This window comes from Myxosarcina sp. GI1, assembly GCF_000756305.1.
In the GTDB taxonomy this organism is placed as follows: domain Bacteria; phylum Cyanobacteriota; class Cyanobacteriia; order Cyanobacteriales; family Xenococcaceae; genus Myxosarcina.
Window position 1 is genome coordinate 146,786 of sequence record NZ_JRFE01000024.1, and the last position, 18,002, is coordinate 164,787.

17 protein-coding genes are annotated in these 18,002 nt (G+C 40.2%); 9 read left to right on the plus strand and 8 right to left on the minus strand.

All coding sequences use genetic code 11. From position 1 onward, the window contains the following. The first annotated feature begins 259 nt into the window (after window positions 1–259). Together KV40_RS18040 and KV40_RS18045 are read left to right on the plus strand one after the other, a co-directional pair. Entirely contained in the window at window positions 260–1,222 is a 963-nt protein-coding gene (locus KV40_RS18040; RefSeq protein WP_036484455.1) for an SDR family NAD(P)-dependent oxidoreductase, read from the plus strand. 90 nt (window positions 1,223–1,312) lie between these two features. Continuing rightward, complete coding sequence (locus tag KV40_RS18045) at window positions 1,313–2,281, plus strand: hypothetical protein (RefSeq protein ID WP_036484457.1); 969 nt, start codon at window positions 1,313–1,315, stop codon at window positions 2,279–2,281. Window positions 2,282–2,299: 18 nt separating this feature from the next. Here KV40_RS18045 and KV40_RS18050 read toward each other — a convergent pair whose 3' ends face one another. Together KV40_RS18050 and KV40_RS18055 are read right to left on the minus strand one after the other, a co-directional pair. Further along, window positions 2,300–2,716, minus strand: a complete 417-nt coding sequence (locus tag KV40_RS18050; protein WP_036484459.1) for a hypothetical protein — start codon at window positions 2,714–2,716, stop codon at window positions 2,300–2,302. Between the two features lie 136 nt (window positions 2,717–2,852). Further along, window positions 2,853–3,314, minus strand: a complete 462-nt coding sequence (locus KV40_RS18055; RefSeq protein ID WP_036484462.1) for a cupredoxin domain-containing protein — start codon at window positions 3,312–3,314, stop codon at window positions 2,853–2,855. A 96-nt stretch (window positions 3,315–3,410) separates the two neighbouring features. On the opposite strand from KV40_RS18055, the gene KV40_RS18060 reads away from it, so the two are divergent. After that, window positions 3,411–4,175, plus strand: a complete 765-nt coding sequence (locus KV40_RS18060; protein ID WP_036484465.1) for an SDR family oxidoreductase — start codon at window positions 3,411–3,413, stop codon at window positions 4,173–4,175. A 59-nt stretch (window positions 4,176–4,234) separates the two neighbouring features. On the opposite strand, the gene KV40_RS18065 is transcribed toward KV40_RS18060, so the two are convergent. Further along, the gene (locus tag KV40_RS18065; protein WP_036484468.1) at window positions 4,235–4,459 is read right to left on the minus strand and encodes a hypothetical protein; all 225 of its coding nucleotides are present in this window, start codon (window positions 4,457–4,459) and stop codon (window positions 4,235–4,237) included. Window positions 4,460–4,639: 180 nt separating this feature from the next. Next, entirely contained in the window at window positions 4,640–5,800 is a 1,161-nt protein-coding gene (locus tag KV40_RS18070) for an LptF/LptG family permease (protein WP_253274301.1), read from the minus strand. A gap of 63 nt (window positions 5,801–5,863) precedes the next feature. On the opposite strand from KV40_RS18070, the gene KV40_RS18075 reads away from it, so the two are divergent. Then, entirely contained in the window at window positions 5,864–6,097 is a 234-nt protein-coding gene (locus KV40_RS18075) for a hypothetical protein (RefSeq protein WP_036484474.1), read from the plus strand. Here the strand turns inward: KV40_RS18075 and KV40_RS18080 are convergent. Together KV40_RS18080 and KV40_RS18085 are read right to left on the minus strand one after the other, a co-directional pair. Beyond that, window positions 6,080–7,114: a DUF1611 domain-containing protein gene (locus KV40_RS18080; protein ID WP_036484477.1), complete on the minus strand. Its 1,035-nt coding sequence runs from the start codon at window positions 7,112–7,114 to the stop codon at window positions 6,080–6,082. The two genes, KV40_RS18075 and KV40_RS18080, sit on opposite strands and share 18 nt — an antisense overlap. After that, complete coding sequence (locus KV40_RS18085; RefSeq protein WP_036484479.1) at window positions 7,098–8,144, minus strand: dipeptide epimerase; 1,047 nt, start codon at window positions 8,142–8,144, stop codon at window positions 7,098–7,100. The genes KV40_RS18080 and KV40_RS18085 overlap by 17 nt, the downstream gene beginning before the upstream one ends. Before the next feature lie 391 nt (window positions 8,145–8,535). Between KV40_RS18085 and KV40_RS18090 the strand changes: the two genes are divergently transcribed. After that, window positions 8,536–9,300, plus strand: a complete 765-nt coding sequence (locus KV40_RS18090) for a YebC/PmpR family DNA-binding transcriptional regulator (protein ID WP_036484480.1) — start codon at window positions 8,536–8,538, stop codon at window positions 9,298–9,300. 107 nt (window positions 9,301–9,407) lie between these two features. On the opposite strand, the gene KV40_RS32305 is transcribed toward KV40_RS18090, so the two are convergent. Continuing rightward, window positions 9,408–10,238 (minus strand): hypothetical protein, encoded by an 831-nt coding sequence (locus KV40_RS32305; protein ID WP_052055747.1) that lies wholly within the window; start codon window positions 10,236–10,238, stop codon window positions 9,408–9,410. A gap of 260 nt (window positions 10,239–10,498) precedes the next feature. After that, window positions 10,499–11,617, minus strand: a complete 1,119-nt coding sequence (locus KV40_RS18100; protein ID WP_036484981.1) for a branched-chain amino acid ABC transporter permease — start codon at window positions 11,615–11,617, stop codon at window positions 10,499–10,501. A gap of 252 nt (window positions 11,618–11,869) precedes the next feature. Here KV40_RS18100 and hemB point away from each other — a divergent pair, with 252 nt between their 5' ends. From hemB to KV40_RS18120, 4 genes are all read left to right on the plus strand, one after another. Further along, entirely contained in the window at window positions 11,870–12,853 is a 984-nt protein-coding gene (gene hemB, locus KV40_RS18105; protein ID WP_036484482.1) for a porphobilinogen synthase, read from the plus strand. A gap of 184 nt (window positions 12,854–13,037) precedes the next feature. Then, window positions 13,038–14,363: a PhoH family protein gene (locus KV40_RS18110; RefSeq protein ID WP_036484484.1), complete on the plus strand. Its 1,326-nt coding sequence runs from the start codon at window positions 13,038–13,040 to the stop codon at window positions 14,361–14,363. A 111-nt stretch (window positions 14,364–14,474) separates the two neighbouring features. Then, the gene (locus tag KV40_RS36265) at window positions 14,475–15,137 is read left to right on the plus strand and encodes a hypothetical protein (protein WP_052055748.1); all 663 of its coding nucleotides are present in this window, start codon (window positions 14,475–14,477) and stop codon (window positions 15,135–15,137) included. A 439-nt stretch (window positions 15,138–15,576) separates the two neighbouring features. After that, complete coding sequence (locus KV40_RS18120; protein WP_036484485.1) at window positions 15,577–17,919, plus strand: AAA family ATPase; 2,343 nt, start codon at window positions 15,577–15,579, stop codon at window positions 17,917–17,919. Window positions 17,920–18,002: the final 83 nt, after the last annotated feature.

An 18,002-nucleotide genomic window follows, 5' to 3' on the forward strand; every position in this document is an offset into this window, starting at 1 on the left:
AGCGCGAACTGGAGTTCGCCGACATCGCTTCGCGATGGCGAGTCGCTCCAGCGACTGACGGAGCAAGAAGTTAAAACCGAAATGCTTAACCCTTCGACAATGAGCAATGAGCAGATATCAGTGGTCGGTGAAAATTGTTTACTATTCATTTTGTTCATTGTTCACTGATACGGGGTTATCCTAATTCTTCTGTCCACTACTATAAAAGCATTTTTTAATTAGTATTTTGACACGGTAGATCTAATAAACCATAGCAACTATGACCGAACTCAAAGGCAAAATAGCATTAGTTACAGGGGCGACGCGAGGCATTGGTAAGGGGATTGCTATTGGTTTAGGGGAGGCAGGTGCTACCGTATACGTTACGGGTCGCAGTTTAGAGCGTTCCAGTGACAGCGAAGTTTCGGGTAGTTTGAGAGAAACTCAATCGGCAGTAGAAGCGGCAGGAGGAACCTGTATTCCCGTACGAGTAGATCACAGCGATGACGAACAGGTACGTTTGCTATTCGATCGCATCGAACGAGAACGAGGACAATTAGATATTTTAGTTAATAATGTCTTTTCGGGTGTACGGGCATTAAAAGATGCTTACGGTCAACCTTTTTGGAAGTCCGAAATCGATGTTTGGGATGCGGTTAATAATGTCGGTCTTCGCAGTCATTATGTTACTAGCGTTTTGGCAGCACGTCTGATGAGCCAACGGCAACAGGGACTAATCTGCACTATTTCTTCATGGGGGGGCGTGTCTTATATTTTTGGTGCTGCTTATGGCGCGGGTAAAGCAGCTTGCGATCGCCTGGCGGCAGATATGGCAGAAGAATTAAAAGCAGATAATATCGCTTCGGTTTCGGTCTGGCCTGGAATTGTCGGCACGGAACACATTAGTAATTTTGCCGCTCAAATGGATGCCAAAGATGCCAGTGCAACTTTTGGCGATGGCTACAATTGGGAAAGTCCTTTACTAGCAGGAAGAGCGATCGCGGCTTTAGCTGCCGAACCCGATCTTATGAGCCGTACGGGTAAGGTGTGTATCGTAGCCGAGCTTGCCGAACAACATAATTTAGTAGACCGAGATGGCAAACGACCTGTTTCGCTGCGCTCTCTGCGATTTTTGCTACCTTTTGGCGTACCCGCACTTAGAAAATATGCCTGGTTAATACCAAATATCAAAATACCCTGGTTTTTATTGCTTTGGGGACTTTTGAAATCTCCGAAGATTTAATTTAAATTTTGAGAGCAATATGACTTTGGTAGTAGTCTATTGAGAATACTTCTCACTACCATAGAGATATAAAGAAAAAAATAATTAAAAATGGTTAGCGTAAAACAACATCAACCGCTAGAAACTATAAAGCCTTCGTCAGTAAATAAAAACTATAGTCCGCAAGCGATCGCAGGTACTACTAAGGGTCTGTGGTTGTCGAACGATTCACAGCAAGATGTAGAACATTCAGAACACCAGATCGATGCGATCGCTTATAGTAATGACGATCTTTGGGTAGTAAGCGATCTTAAATCGGTATTGCATCGTAATAACGCTGGTAAATGGACTGAATTAGGTTCTGTTGAAGACTTGGAACTAAAATGTATCCTACCTTTAAAAGCAGGAATTTTAGCGGGAACTTCCGAAGCTCACTTAATACGAGTTAACGACAATAACATTGAGTTTATCAATAGCTTTGACAAAGTTGAGGGTCGTTCGGAGTGGTATACCCCCTGGGGTGGTGCGCCTGCGGTTCGCTCTATGGCATCTAGCCAAAACGAACTTTACATCAACGTTCACGTTGGCGGTATTCTTCGTTCTCAAGATGGGGGTCGATCCTGGCAACCAACTATAGATATTCATGCGGACGTTCATCAAGTGCTTACTGTAGCCAATCGTCCCAATCTAGTCTTAGCAGCTACTGGCGAAGGTTTAGCCATTAGTAGAGATCGGGGTGATTCCTGGCAGTTCGAGCAACAGAGACTTCATAGTGCTTATTGTCGTGCCGTAGCCGTTTGCGGTAATTCCATTCTAATCACTGTCTCTGACGGTCCTCGCGGCAGCAGAGCAGCAGTTTATCGCTTTCCCCTCGATGGTTCGGGAGTATTTGAAAAATGTCAGCAAGGTCTACCAAAATGGTTTTCCCACAACATTAATACTAGTAACTTGGTCGCTTCGGGAAACAAAGCTATATTTGGTACGAGCGACGGCAATATATTTGCTTCAGAGGATGCTGGTTTGACATGGAAACAGTTGGCAACGGGTTTACCTTCAATTAAATGCGTGGCTTTAATTTAACTTACAGTTAATTTCAAATCAATTGAGTAATTTATCTAAAAATTTACCCGACACATCCAGTTGTTGCGAAGTATCTTGTAACGCCGAGCGAAAGCGATCGACATCGTTGGCATAACCACATAATTTAGCTGTATTAGCTATTCCCGAAGAGGCGTTAGCTCTAGCACAATCTATTAATTCAGAATCAGTCAGCGGTTCATTTCCCGAAAGTAGTTTTTCTAAAGAATCGCCCCAAAAAGCACTAAGAGTACAAACCTGTTCTTCTGGGCGATCGCTTACCATCCAGCGATACATAACCGACTGCGGATCTACTCCAAACTCAATCAGTTTGGCACCCATGTAGTAATGCATTTGATTGAGAGTTTTTTTTCTAACAGCCATTGGCTGATTCTTATTTACCGTACGGTTGAGATGAGCTTGAGTATGCCTGGACATTTTTGTTGTCGATCCTCTAAAGTTTCTATGATTACAAGATTACTATTAGTTGAAGGTTATATTTGGAGTTTGGATTTCAGTCTACTGACGAAATGGCACTAATGCTAATGTAATCGGATGTTGTCGGTGTTGTTAATTAATTCTCTACGATGATTTCCCCTACCATTCCCGCAGGAGCATGACCTTTAATCGAACAATGTAATTCATAATTACCTGGTTTCATTGGAGTTAAAAACCATTCTGCTTCTGCACCTGGTTTTAGTTCTAGTTCGTGAATTGCTCCTTTTACTTCTACTTTGCTAGCTTCAACTTTTTTCGTCCAGCTAGCATCGGCGAAATCTTTAGCAGTAAAGTAGTGTTTGACTGGACTGGGATTATCTAACAGTAATTTATATTGCTTGCCCGTCTCTAACTGGATGTTACTGGGAAAAAACTTTAGTTCGCCGCTTTCGTTTCCCAAACTAACTTTGACTTCATTTACTGTCGAATCAGCCAGAGCGTTCGGCATAGATATCCCGATTACGACAATAAGTGTAGCGACAATTAACAACAAATTTAGTCTTAAGATTCTGGCAACTAACCAGCTAATTAATTTCATAACTTTAAAGTAACTACATTCTTTACCACAATTATAATTTTGCCTGGTAGTTTGTTGAAGATGTATAGTTTTATAGTGTATTCGATACAAAGTTAAATGAAACGAGTATTAGTTACGGGTGCTACGGGTAGAACGGGATCTTTGGTAGTTAAAAAATTACGTCAAAGAGAGGAATTTCAGGCTATTGGCTTGGCGCGATCGCCCGATAAAGTCAAAGAAATGTTTGGTTCGACAGAAGACTTTGTCTGGGGAGATATTAAAGATTATTCGAGTTTGGAAGCTGCTGTACGAGACTGTCAGGCTTTAGTAATTCTAACTAGTGCTGTTCCCCAGCCTAAAGGTACCCCACAACCAGGTAAAAGACCCGAATTTGAGTTTGCCTCTGGGGAAACTCCCGAAGAAATAGACTGGATAGGGCAAAAAAATCAAATTGATGCGGCTAAGAAAGCAGGAGTAGAACACATAGTTTTAGTCGGTTCGATGGGCGGTACCAATCCAGATCATCCCCTCAACCGTCTGGGCAATGGCAATATTTTAATTTGGAAGCGCAAAGCCGAACAGTATTTAATCGATTCTGAAATTGACTATACAATTATTCGAGCAGGAGGTCTACTAAACGAACGAGGTGGAGTTAGAGAACTGTTAGTAGATAAAGATGATACTTTATTAAACCATCCACCTGATGACATTCCTACTTCAATTCCCAGAGCAGATGTCGCCGAAGTAGTGGTTAGAGCTTTATTAGAATCAGACGCTCGTAATAAAGCATTCGATATTATTTCTAAACCAGAGGCTGCTGAAGATGCTGTAGTAACGACAGACTTTGCTAGCTTATTTCAACAGGTAAATTCTAAGATTTAAAATTTAGTCTATCTAATTAGTAATAGCTGTTATAAATCCCTGGACTTTCAATTTAAATTTCACTCAATCGCGAATGACTCAATTTTATCGAGACGAATTATTGTGTCGTCATCCAGTCTACACCAATCTGCACCTTCGGCAGCATATATATCTATAATTTTTCCGTACACTTGTTTTAATTCTCGATCGTCATTTTGAAAATTTATTTGACAGCTTTGCTTGAGTGTAGCTATGGCTTCAAGGCGATCGTGCAAGTCACAGCTTACAGGGATATAACTATTCATAAAATTTTGACTTTTGGGTGGCTATAATTAAGCCAATTATATAAATTAAATCCAAAACATAACGTCTATATAAAGGATTATAATCCTAAATATTTTTGCTGATTAGATATTTCCTACAGTAAAATACGTAGCTTAAATTACAAATACAACACTATCGCGATCTAGACAAAAAATATAATATTAACTATTTGCCAAAGTTAACAGTCGTATTCCAACAGTTAACCCAATTATGTTTGGTAGCCATGCTGCCAAAAAAGGGGACAGAATACCCACAATACCCAAACTGCCAATTGCCAAGCCTAGAAAATAGTATAAAAACACAATTATTACGCAAATACCAAATCCTTTAGCTTTGCCGATTCGATTGGAGTTAGCACCCAAAGCCGAACCAACTAAAGCAAATATCCAACAAATAAAAGGAAAAGCTAGTTTTTGCTGGATGCGAACTTGAAATAGATTAATTTCCCGTTTTTTACCGCTGTATTTGATAATATTTAAATATTGCCGAGCTTGCCAGATGTTCATTTCTTCTGGACTGCGATTTCTACTAGCCATTTGGAAAATAGCAGGAGATAACTTTAATTTTATTTGCTCTAATTTTTCGGTTTTAGTCTCAGCAATATTTTGAGAAATAATATTAATTTTTGCTTGCTTTAATATCCATAATTGCTGCCCCTCGTTCCACTCACATTGTTCGGCTGTAATAATCTGTTTTAATCGGTCTTTTTTCCAGCTAATGATAGTTACATCGTATAATTTTTCATTAGCAAATTTTTTGGCAAAATATATATTTTTAAGTTTTTTGCTAGTTCCCTCCTTTATATATTCTGGATAAAAAATATCTGTTCTCGCCAAACTAAGCTCAGTTTCGGGAATGAATGAATTTTGAATTATATTGGCTTGGTAATTAGCAGTAGGAACGACTAACTCATTCAAAAGAAAAGTCAGACAAATAACAAGCGAACTTAAAACTAACAGTGGGAAAAGTATGCGATAAGTACTTATGCCTACACTTTGCATTGCTATTAGTTCGCCATTGCTGTTTAAACGTCCAAAAATTACTATAGTTGTTAATAAGATCGATATGGGCAGAGCATAAGCAATATATTCTGGTATTTGATAACAAAAAATTAAAATAGCAACAGGAATTGGAATGTTATATTCGGTAGTTCGATAGACTAGGTCGGAAATATTGCCAACAGCTACACTCACGGAAGATAATAATCCGACAGCAAACAAAAAGAAGATACTCAGTTCGGTAGCAATATAGCGATCGATTACAGATAGTTCAAACGATAAAAATTTGGTAGGCAACTTAGTAGTGTATGTAAAATGAGGCAAGGCTATATTATCTCAAACCCTTTTAAGTAGATCCATTTTGAAATAGTAAAATAGTTGATCTTTATGCAGTCATCGATCGATCCAGATTATCCTAACGTCATCCTGACTTTTACCTATCGTGGTTTTGATATTCAAGTTAGTCGAGACAAATGGCAAGAAAAGTATATTTATAGTGCCTGGGCAAATTACGAGCTTGGTAGCGCACTAGCCGTACCTGGTGCCGTTACGACTAAGTTAGCAATTAGAAATGCCAAGCATTGGGTCGATCGCAGAATATCTTTAAGCGATCGCGGCTGACAATAGTAATTCTCCGCCAAATCTAACCGCATCGGTACAGGGTAAGCCTGTAGCCTCTCGCACCGAGTCGATAACTTCTTTGGCATCTGTGACATTCAAACCAAAAGTATTCAAAGCAATGGCTTTGACTTTAACTTTGCCAAAAGCTCCCCCCGCACTAGCTACAGTTTCGTAGAGTCGGACTACTTCTGTTAGGGGAGGAATTGAAATATTGGGTAAGTTGTGAATGTGTTGGGCGTGGGCGCGATGCACTAAAATTAACCCTGTAGGTTGACTGCCGCGAATTAGAGGCAAAGTCGCCGTAGAGCCTGGATGTAACAGCGAACCCTGCCCTTCAACTACTACTAGCTCGCTATTCGCACCTAGTTCTAAAATGGTTTTTTCGACAGCACCCGCAGCAAAATCTACTCTCACTGCATCTAAAGCAATTCCTCGTCCAGCGATCGCAATTCCCGTTTGTCCCGTCGCCAAAAATTCTGCTTTAATTCCCTGTCTGCAAGCGGCGCGATAAATTTCGAGGCTAGTAGACATTTTGCCAACGCTCATATCCGTGCCAACTGTAAGAATTCTCTGGCAGGATAGCGATCTCGCCTGTGCCTTGGCAATACTCAAACCTGAAGGCTCTTGACGAATATCCCAAATCCACTGAGAAGGCTGCAATTTGTCAAATAGAGGAGCCAGAGGAGTATGCAAACCGTTAATAATCGATAAACCTGCCGCGATCGCTCTTTCGATTTCCGAGCGCAGATCTTCTGGTAGCTGTCCGCCAGAAGGAGCGATACCAATTAACAATACTTCAGGTTTGTAAGCTAAAGCATCATCGAGACTGGCGACTATAGGGATATCTTTCTTAATACCCGTTAACTCAGCCAGAGATCGACCTACATGGCGGCGATCGATAACTGCGGTAATTTCGTTGTCACTGTAGCGAAGAAAAGCTACACCAGTTTTACCACGCTGTTCGCCAATACCGTCGTGGAGTAATATTGCGACTTTTTGTTTAGCTGTTAACACGATTCACTCCTAAACCTGGAAGTTCGTTGGGCAACAAACGTCCTTCAATTATAGTTGCACCTGTAAAAGGATCGTCGAGCAAATTTAAATGACTGTCTAAATCTAAGTAATCGGCTAAAGGAGCGAGATGAGACATAGCGGTATTAGCCAGACTACTATCAGAATAGCAGCCAAACATGACTTTCAAACCGCAGGCTCTAGCGATCGCAATTGCTTGTTTGGCTTCCGTCAAACCGCCTGTTTTCATGATTTTAAGATTGACTCCCGCTACCGAACCTGCCAGATAAGGAATATCGCGACTGGTAAAACAGCTTTCATCAACAAAAATTGGCAAAGGTGAATTACTCGATAGAGTTGCTAGTTTGGCTTCTTTTCCGACTGCCAGTGGTTGCTCGATATACTCTACGCCATAATCGCACAACCAATGAGACATATAAACCGCATCTTGAAAACTCCAGCCACCGTTAGCATCCACCATTACTTTGGCTTGAGGTGCTACTTGTTTTACTGCTTGCAACATTGCTTTATCTGCTTCTATACCCTGGGGATTGCCTAACTTCAGCTTGAGCGTTTTGACCGCAAGCTGCTGTTGCCAAGCTCGAACGCGCTCTACTGCTTTCTTGGGGGAGCTTATTCCCACCGTTACCGAGATTGGCACGATGCGATCGCGATTTAGACCCCACAACTGCCATAAAGGTAGCTCGGCTTTTTTCCCTATCCAATCATGCAGTGCCATGTCGATTGCTGCCTGTAGCGCAGATGACAATTGCAGCTTATTTGTGGCTTCAATAATTTCTTGTCGCTGTAGGGGATGAAATAATTCTAAGGTTGGAATAGCTACTTCTAGCTCCTGCTGTAGCTTAGCAGTATCTGTATTTTTTTTATTAATAGAAAAAGGCGAGGCTTCTCCCCAACCTTCAATATTGTCTTCGGCGAGCCGCACCCATAAATTGGTACTTTGTGCGGTGGTACCGCGACTAATTTTGAGAGCAAATTTTTTACGGACGGTAAAAGTTTCTACGAATAATTTCACCTGAAAATTCTCCCAAAATTACTTCTTCTTTTCTATATACCATTTTCTTACTTTTGACTGCTCACCACCGTAAACGGAACGGTTATTTTAGGGACTAGGAACTGGGAATTGATTCCCTAGTCCCTAATCCTTAATCCCAATCTTTATAAATGACGGAGCTTTAAACCCATTACCAAACGGTAAAATTTTAAAGTCTTCTTAATCCTATCGTTACCTCTGTATGGCAGATTAATAACAGACATTAGGGTAATAATTAGCTCTTACACCTGCTGAGTTGGATACAAATTTAGGTCTGTAGCCGAGATAAATTCTCGGCTTTTTTCTTTGCCATTGAATTTCTCAGATTTGTAAAATTAATAAAATAAGTCGATCCGAGAGGTATTATTGAACAGTGGCAGGTCACAGTAAATGGGCTAATATCAAACGCCAAAAAGCCAGAGTAGATGCAAAAAAAGGCAAAACCTTTACTCAGCTATCGCGAGCCATTATTGTAGCGGCGCGTAATGGTGTTGCCGATCCCGACGGCAATTTTCAGCTACGTACCGCAATTGACAAAGCCAAAGCTGCGGGTATTCCCAACGACAATATCGATCGCGCCATTGCCAAGGGTGCTGGTACTTATCAAGATGATGAGGCGGTTTTAGAAGAAATACGTTATGAAGGCTATGGTGCAGGTGGTGTGGCAGTATTAATAGAAGCACTTACCGATAATCGCAACCGTACTGCTGCCGATATTCGTGCTGCCTTTAGTAAAAATGGCGGTAACTTAGGGGAAACTGGCTGCGTTAGTTGGATGTTCGAGCAAAAAGGAGTAGTCAGTGTAGATCCTGTAGCAGAAGATAAACTATTAGAGGCTTCGATAGCAGGAGATGCCGATAGTTATCAGGCAATTGACGATGAAATCGATACAGGAGCGGAAGTTTTAACCGAAGTTGCCAATTTAGAACATCTAAATCAAACTTTACTCCAGCAAGATTTGTCAGTTCGAGATGTAGAGTTGCGCTGGATACCTAACAATACTATCGAAGTAAGCGATCCCGAACATGGGCGATCTTTGCTCAAATTAATCGATACTTTAGAATCTCTCGACGATGTACAAAATGTTGTGACAAATTTTGAAATGTCCGAAGAATTAATGGATTTTATTATGGTCTAGTTTGTTTCTATGTTTGCATTCTAATAGAGGTAAGTGTATCACTTTCAATGCTACGGCACTTACCTCATCAACGCTCTACTATCTGAGATTAGAAAACCGCTAGAGATTTAAAAATTGTAACCAATGCCTAAAATCGCGCCTAAAGCAATGTCGTCTAAAAAGCCAACATTTACTTCAGTATTGATTGTAAACTGCTCGAAAGGTATGTCCAAACCTCCAGTAAGTGTAAAGTAAAAAACATCAGTATCGGTAGTGAAGGTAAAACCAGGACCACCATAAGGAACAAATCTTCTCCCGAGAATCTCTGCGTCCTCCAAACTACCTATATTTATATCGAGTGTAAACGGAACTACAAAAGTTACATCACTACCGACAAGAACGCTAGGACGAATCGAAACATCGTTACTTTCAGTAAGGGTAAATAATTTCAGCTTACTAATTGCCGCAAAAGCTCCAAAATCTCCATAGGCATCTTCGATAAATCCCAAGCTACCGCCAACTCCCAGATAATTTTGTCCTGAAGTAAATATATCGCTCAAACTTCCACTATCGGTTTCGGGTTCTTCGACTTCTACCTGAGAATCTTCAATTTCTACTTCAGAGGTGTCGGGTTCTACTTCCACTTCAGTTTCTTGTGTTTCGACTTCGTTAGGAAATGATTCATCTACAGAATTTCTTTGCTGGGTAGGAGTCATTTCATCTACAGAATTTCGTTCGGTAGGAATTGTTTCTTCTACAGAACCTCCCTGGGCGATGTTAGAGAAAAATGTTGCCGAACCATCGAGCGATCGCCAGTTAGGTTCGCTCCCAGTAACTGGGGATAAACTAGATGCAGAATTAAGTTCGACCTCAGATTGAGCTAAAGCAGACTCGCCAATTCCCAATACTGCGATCGAACTAATACCCAACCAAAAAGCTATTTTACGAGAGACTATCATCACATTCACTCCTATACCAAATAATGCTGTTATTATTGCAGCCTAATAACCCCAATCTATTATTTATTTTATGTTAAGTAAGAAATTGGTAACTGCTCGTAACAAACGTATTATATATGACTGCAACTGACAATGTTTACAACTAAAGTTACAGTTTGGCGATCGATAGCTTAACTTTATACTAGACAGTACATCGAGCGTTTTGACAAATCACTGTTTTTATAAATCGAGAAACAATTTTAGAAACTCTTTTGCGTATTTTATTTGCCTAACGTTAATTCCTCTTTTTTACCTAAAATTCCTTGAGGTCGCCAGACCATCAAAATCATTAAGATTAGCCCAATAACCATAATCCGAAATGCTCCCAAATCGGCGCTACTTAATAACCCCAATTTTGGTAAATAAAAGCGGGTCAAAGCATCGTAAGCCCAGAAAATGACTACCCCTAACAGAGTACCTGCATTGTTTCCCGCACCGCCTAAAACTACCATAGTCCAAGCGTTAAAAGTTACTAAAGGTTCAAAATTACTAGGATAGACTGTAGTTAACTGCCAAGCATAAAAAGCACCCGCAATACCTGCGATCGCGCCACCTAACATAAAAGCCTGTAACTTATACCAAAACACATTTTTACCTAAAGCTCTAGGTATTTCTTCATCTTCGCGGATTGCTTTTAAGACTCTGCCCCAGGGAGAATGCACCAATAGCTGCAAACCCCAATAGACAACCGCCACAGTCAACAACACTAACAACATCAAACCTGCTTTATAGTTGTAATCTAATAAAGCAATACAGCCATTAATGTATAAGGTCAAAATTAGAGCCAAACCGATAATACCCCAGACGATTGAGCCAATTAACTTGGTAGGCTGGTAGCTTTTGCCTTGAATTTCTTTGCCTTCTTGTCGCTGTTTTCTCAATCCCTGCCACAGTTGAGCGACGGCAAAAATTGCCAGTAAGGTAAGTATAGCGATCGCCAGATATTTTTGCCAGAGACTGGGGTCGAAGCCATCTAAGGGTAGGGGATATCGCTGGATGCCAAAAGCACCTTTCGTCAGCCATTCTTCATTAAGAGCGATTAAACGCAACAGTTCGGAAACACCAATAGTCACAATCGCTAGATAGTCTTCTCGCAGTCTGAGAGTAGAAATTCCGATTAGCAAACCCAACAGAGAGGAGATTGCCGCACCTGCAAGAACGGCAATAATTAACGGTACGCCTAATGCACTTAGTAGTACCGTAGCGTAAGCCCCTACGGTCATAAATGCTACGTGACCGAAATTAATTAGACCTGTATAACCCCATTGCAAATTTAAACCCAAAGCAAATAAAGCAAACAACCCTACTGAAATTGTTAGAAAAACCAGATAACCAACCATTGATTTATTTAAATCGATTTTGCAGCCGATTGTAGCGCGATCGCGCCCAAAATCGGTATCGTAATCAACAATGAACAGTGAGCAATGAGCAATGAGCAATGAGTATTTACCCTCTGTAGTGTTCCCTGTTCCCTGTTCTCTGTTCATTGCTAAAGCGATCGCAATGTTGATATTTGCAAACTACAGATAGTAACGAGTCTACAATTACATTTAAGATAAGATTCTAAGTATAACTAAACTGCTATAGAATCTATGTTTCCCATCAATCGCCCTCGCCGTCTGCGCCAACACCCTCAATTGCGTCGCATGGTGCAAGAAACCGTTGTAACTGCTAACGACTTAATTTATCCGCTATTTGCCGTACCAGGAGATGCAGTAGCTACCGAAGTTAAATCGATGCCTGGAGTGTATCAGCTATCGGTAGATAAAATTGTTGAAGAAGCTAAGGAAGTACGCGATCTTGGTATTCCTGGGGTTATCTTATTTGGTATTCCCGAAGATAAAGATGTCGAGGCTACTGGTGCCTGGCACGACTGCGGTATCGTGCAAAAAGCCGCAACTGCCATTAAAGAAGCCGTTCCCGAACTAGTAGTTATTGCCGATACTTGTTTGTGTGAGTATACAACTCACGGTCACTGCGGTTATTTAGAAGTAGGAGATTTAAGCGGTAGAGTTTTAAACGATCCTACTTTGGATTTACTTAAAAAAACCGCCGTATCTCAGGCTAAAGCAGGGGCAGATATTATTGCTCCTTCAGGAATGATGGATGGGTTTGTCACCGCCATAAGAGAAGGTTTAGACGAAGCAGGTTTTTCCGAAACTCCCATACTTTCTTACGCGGCTAAATACGCTTCAGCTTACTATGGACCATTCCGCGATGCCGCCGAATCTGCACCTCAATTTGGCGATCGCCGCACCTATCAAATGGATCCTGCTAACGGTCGCGAAGCGATTAAAGAGGTCGAATTAGACATCGCTGAAGGTGCAGATATGCTGATGGTAAAACCCGCTTTGGCATATATGGACATTATTTGGCGCGTTAAAGAAGTTACCAATCTTCCCGTAGCGGCATACAATGTTTCGGGAGAATATTCGATGGTTAAAGCTGCCGCCCTCAACGGCTGGATTGATGAGAAAAAACTTACTTTAGAGACTCTAACTAGCTTCAAGCGTTCTGGTGCGGATCTGATTTTGACCTATCACGCTAAAGATGCAGTGCGTTGGATGAACGAATAGCAGTAACATCGGTTTTTAATTTATAGCAATACTTTAAAAGCAATGAAGGGAAATCGCACTTCCCTTTTTTCTGCTACTCATTTTGTTTTTAGCAGCATTCCAAACTCGCGTAAAGGCAAAGCAATGCCTTGCCTTTACGTATTTATTATTCTCTAGCATCGATTGTTAACTTAACTCCTCGTACATGAAAAAAATTTTTGTAATTGACACCAATGTTTTACTTCACGACCCGACAGCTATATTTTGCTTTGAAGAAAATGATGTAATTTTACCAATTGCCGTAATTGAAGAATTGGATAGTTTCAAAAAACAGACGCAAATGACGGGGAGAAATGCTAGAGAAGTTTCTCGTACTTTAGATGAGTTGCGCTCTAACGGTAATTTAATTGAAGGTGTAAATCTCAAACATGGCGGTATTTTAAAAGTTGCTTTGAGCGATCGCAGCACTCTAAAAAAACTACCGCCAGAGTTAAATGGCGATCTGGCTGATAACGCTATTTTAGTTGTGGCTTTACAGTGCCAACAACAGTGTCAATGTCCAGTAGTTGTTATTAGTAAAGATACCAATTTGCGGATTAAAGCCGATGCTTTAGGACTAAATGCTGCTGACTATGAAACCGACAAGGTAGATGTCAAAGAACTATACACAGGATCTTTAGAAATTTTGGTTGACACAGCTACCATCGAAAAGCTGTTTCAAGAAGAAGCAGTGGCGGTAGATCGAGAACTACTACCCAATCAGGATGTAACTTTAGTCGATATCGCCAATCCTTCTCATACCGCTTTAGCTATGGCAGTAGGCGATAGTAACATGGTTACCCCGTTAATTAAATTACCCAAGCCAGGAGTATCGCGTATTCAGCCACGCAACCGCGAACAAAGATTTGCACTCAACCTCTTGCTTCAAGATGCGATTCAGTTAGTAACCCTGGTAGGAACGGCAGGAACGGGAAAAACTTTATTGGCGATCGCCGCAGGACTGCAAAAAGTAGCCGACGAAAAAATTTATCATCGTCTTTTAATCTCTCGTCCTGTAGTGCCAATGGGTCGCGATCTTGGCTATCTACCTGGAGATATCAACGAAAAGCTCACTCCCTGGATGCAGCCTCTCTATGACAACTTCGACATGATTTTTGATACCAAAGATTCCAAAAATCAACCAGGTCATTGGCGACGGGGACATGAAGAACTAATTGAAATGGGACTGCTACAGATCGAACCTCTAACTTACATTCGCGGGCGAACGATTCCCCATCAATTTTTAATCATCGACGAAGCGCAAAATTTAACTCCTCATGAAGTAAAGACTATTATTACTCGTGCTGGAGAAGGTACAAAGATCGTTCTTACTGGCGACCCCGATCAGATTGATAACCCCTACGTTGATGCTGCCAGTAATGGGCTGACTTATGTAGTAGAAAGATTCAAACACGAACCCCTGGCAGGTCATATCACTTTGTATAAAGGGGAACGTTCGAGTTTGGCAGAAAAAGCCGCGACTTTGTTATGAATTTTTTACTCGATCGAGCGTAAAAACTTACTTTAGCGAGATTTTGTCAAGATCTTTAAATGTTAGCGTAAGCATAAAACTATAATTAAAACAAAGTATTAAATATAAAAAATGAATAACGAATCACTACCCAATGACAGCAACAAAACCTTAGATATTGATGGTTCTCGTCCTGTTAAAGAGGGAGAAATTGAAGTTAAAGATACTTATCAAGAAGATGGCAAGCGTCCAATAGCAAAAAGTAATCTCGATCTGGTTGCTGGTTCTAATGCAGATAGCAGTAACTCAACTATAGTCGAAAGCTCGGATTCTGAAATTCAGCCTCAAGAAGATCTAGACAATAGCGAAACGGAAGTAAATGTTGTCAACGAAAGCGAAAACGAAGCCGCACTAAACATCGATCCCAAAAGTCCTACAAGTTCTGAAAGTTCGGATTATGCTGAGAAAGCATTAAAAATAGATGGTTCTCGTCCTGTAGATAAAAGCGATGTCAGAGTTGAAGAAACTTATGCTGAAGATGGCAAACGTCCGATTATGTCTAATAATCGGGAAATAAAAGCTACTTTAGACATAGATGGCAAACGTCCTATTACTTCCGAACCTTTAAATTCCGACAAGACATTGGAAGTAGATGGTTCTCGTCCTGTAGATAAAAGCGATGTTGAAGTTGTAGATAGTTACAACGAAGATGGCGAACGTCCGATTATGTCAGACAAGTTTGCAGTGAAAGATACTATAGAAGTAGACGGCTCTCGTCCGATAGCTTCTAATTAAGCAAATTAAACGATATTTTAAGTCTTTGATAAAAAGTTGTGTTTTCGATCGAAGGCTTAAAACTTTTTCAATCGTTCAACCCAAACTTAAATTATTTGAAGCAATAATTATTTGAGTTGCGATCGCTAGTCTTTTAGCTAAAAATATTAGTTAAATCCAAATTAAACCCCGACAATATATCTTCTCCCGATAGGGTTTTCGGCTTGTTTAATATTTCTAGCGCTCGCCTCTATCGAGCTTTTGGCGCGATCGCAGCAAAATTAAGAATATACAAATAAAAAGCTTTGATTATTATTTTAAATGAACAAACCATAAAAAAAGCGATCGCTCTACAATAAGAACGGTTGACATATAGCTTTTAATCGAAAACTAGTCTACTATTGAGCTTTAAACTTAGTTTATATTTCAACTATTTTATTGCTCCCAAGTCAAGACTTTTATGAATTTAGAACGGGCAATAGTATTAATCGACCGCTCGCTCTACGAGCTTACGGGGAAGCATCTCAGCGATTTACAAACTACTATTATTAAACAAGTCTGGCAAGGGAAAAAGTATTTAGAAATTGCCGATGAATATGGCTGCACCGAAGGACACGCCAAAGACGTTGGTTCGCAATTGTGGAAAATTTTAACAGAACTTTGGGGAGAAACAGTTACTAAAAGCAGTTTTCGTAATGCACTAACCAGACAATTTGCTCTGACTAAAGCGCAGTCTACTAAACCACAATTACCAAATTTTGTCGGCAGAAATACCGCGATCGCCCATCTACAAACTTTAGTCAATAGTGGCAATAAAATAATAGTCATTCGAGGTGAAGGTGGTGTAGGCAAAACTACTTTAGCACAACAATTTTTAGCTAATTATAATTTTGAATTGGTGCTAGAAATTATAATGGCAAAAGAAACTCAAAACATAATTGCTGCCGAAAGTATCGTTGAAGAATGGCTGATTAAAGATTTTAATGAAGAATCGGGTAATGAGTTTGGCATTAGTTTGGCAAGATTGAAGCGGCATTTAGCAACTAAACCTGTAGGTATTTTAATAGATAATTTAGAACCAGCTTTAGATAAAGACGGAAAATTTATTTCTCCTCATCGCAACTATTTAGAATTACTGCGAATTTTAGCAGAGCGTCAAGTCAAATCTGTAACTCTAATTACCAGTCGCGATCGCCTTTGTGAAGCAGATATTGCCTTGGCTCACTATCGCTTACCTGGATTGGACAAAACAGCGTGGCAACAATTTTTTGCTCTCCATCAAATTGCCGATAGTTCAGCAGTATTAGAAAAGATACATCGTACTTATGGCGGTAACGCCAAAGCAATGGGAATAATTTGCGGCATAGTTAGCGAAGATTATCAAAAAGATCTAACAGCTTACTGGCAAGCAAACAGCAGCGATCCGCTAATAGAAACAGATCTAAAAAACTTGGTTGCCAGTCAATTCAATCGCTTACAAAATCTCGATCCTGTTGCTTATAAACTGCTGTGTCGTCTGGGTGCTTTTCGCGATCGCGATCTGAGTGCTGTATCTCGTTCTGGATTATTAGCTTTACTGTGGGATGTAGAGATAAGCCAACAACTACGGATAATAAAATCTTTGTGCAATCGTTCCTTATTAGAATTTTCATCGGGAAACTATTGGCTGCATCCGATAATCAAAGCCGAAGCAATGTTACGCTTGCAGACGATTCAAACAGAATGGCTGCAAACCAATCAAAAAATTGCCGAATTTTGGACGCAAAGCGTTAACAAAATTAATAATGTCCGAGATGGTTTGACTGCTTTAGAAGCATACTATCACTATGTAGCGATCGACGATTTTAACGCTGCTGCCAGAGTTATTTTATACAGTCGCAATAATCAATGGGGACAGCATCTAACTCTCGGTACGACTCTCTATCGTTTGGGATTACTACAGCCTTTATTAACCGCAATTTTGCAAATTATCGATAAGTTGACAAACGATCTCTATAAAAGCGAATTAAATAATATCTTAGGAGATATCTATTGGATTGTTGGAAAAGTAAGAAACGCGATCGCTTGCCAGCAACAGACGATCGATATGGCAACTAATTGTTTGCGGTCTATTTCTCGCAACACTAATAGCCATAACGCTTACTACTGGCGAATGTTAGAAGTAGATTCGCTGTTAAGTATTGGCTTGTACAAAATAGATTTGTGGGAATTGGCAGATGCCGCTAATTATTTTCAGCAAGTTGTTCGAGTAGCCCGCAACACCAAACATCATTCTTGGTCGGAAAAGGCATCTATTGGCTTGGCTTTAGTTAATTCGTACTTACAACCAACGGCAATAAATAACTCGGTCGATAAATTCTATCGAGCAATCGTAGAACTTCAAGATAAGCGGTATAATACTGGTCGTTTTGCCTATTTTATTCAACTACTCGGTCAAACATACTTAAATTTAGGAGCAATATCTCAAGCACAAACTATGTTTGCTAAAGCGATCGCCTTTTCTCAGGAGGGTCACTATTTACAAATTAAAGCCAGAGCTATGACTGGTCTGGCTGTTATCTATCGTCTGTCTAATAATATTGATTTAGCTGAGACTACTCACCAACAGGCGATCGCTTTATTAGATAGTATCGGAGCTAAATGCGATCTAGCCGAAGCTTATTTTCAGTATGCTTTAACTTTGCAAAGTTGCGATCGCAGCATACACAGCAAGACTTATTTTACTAGAGCTATTGCTTTATTTCGAGTCATTAAAGCACCCAGGCAGATTGAAAAAATACTGTCAGTTGCAAACTTTAGGTAAACATAACAGAATATTAAAACCAAAAATTGAATTTCTCTTCACTTTAAAGTAGTTAGTTAAGTTAAATTGAAGGTATTACCTGT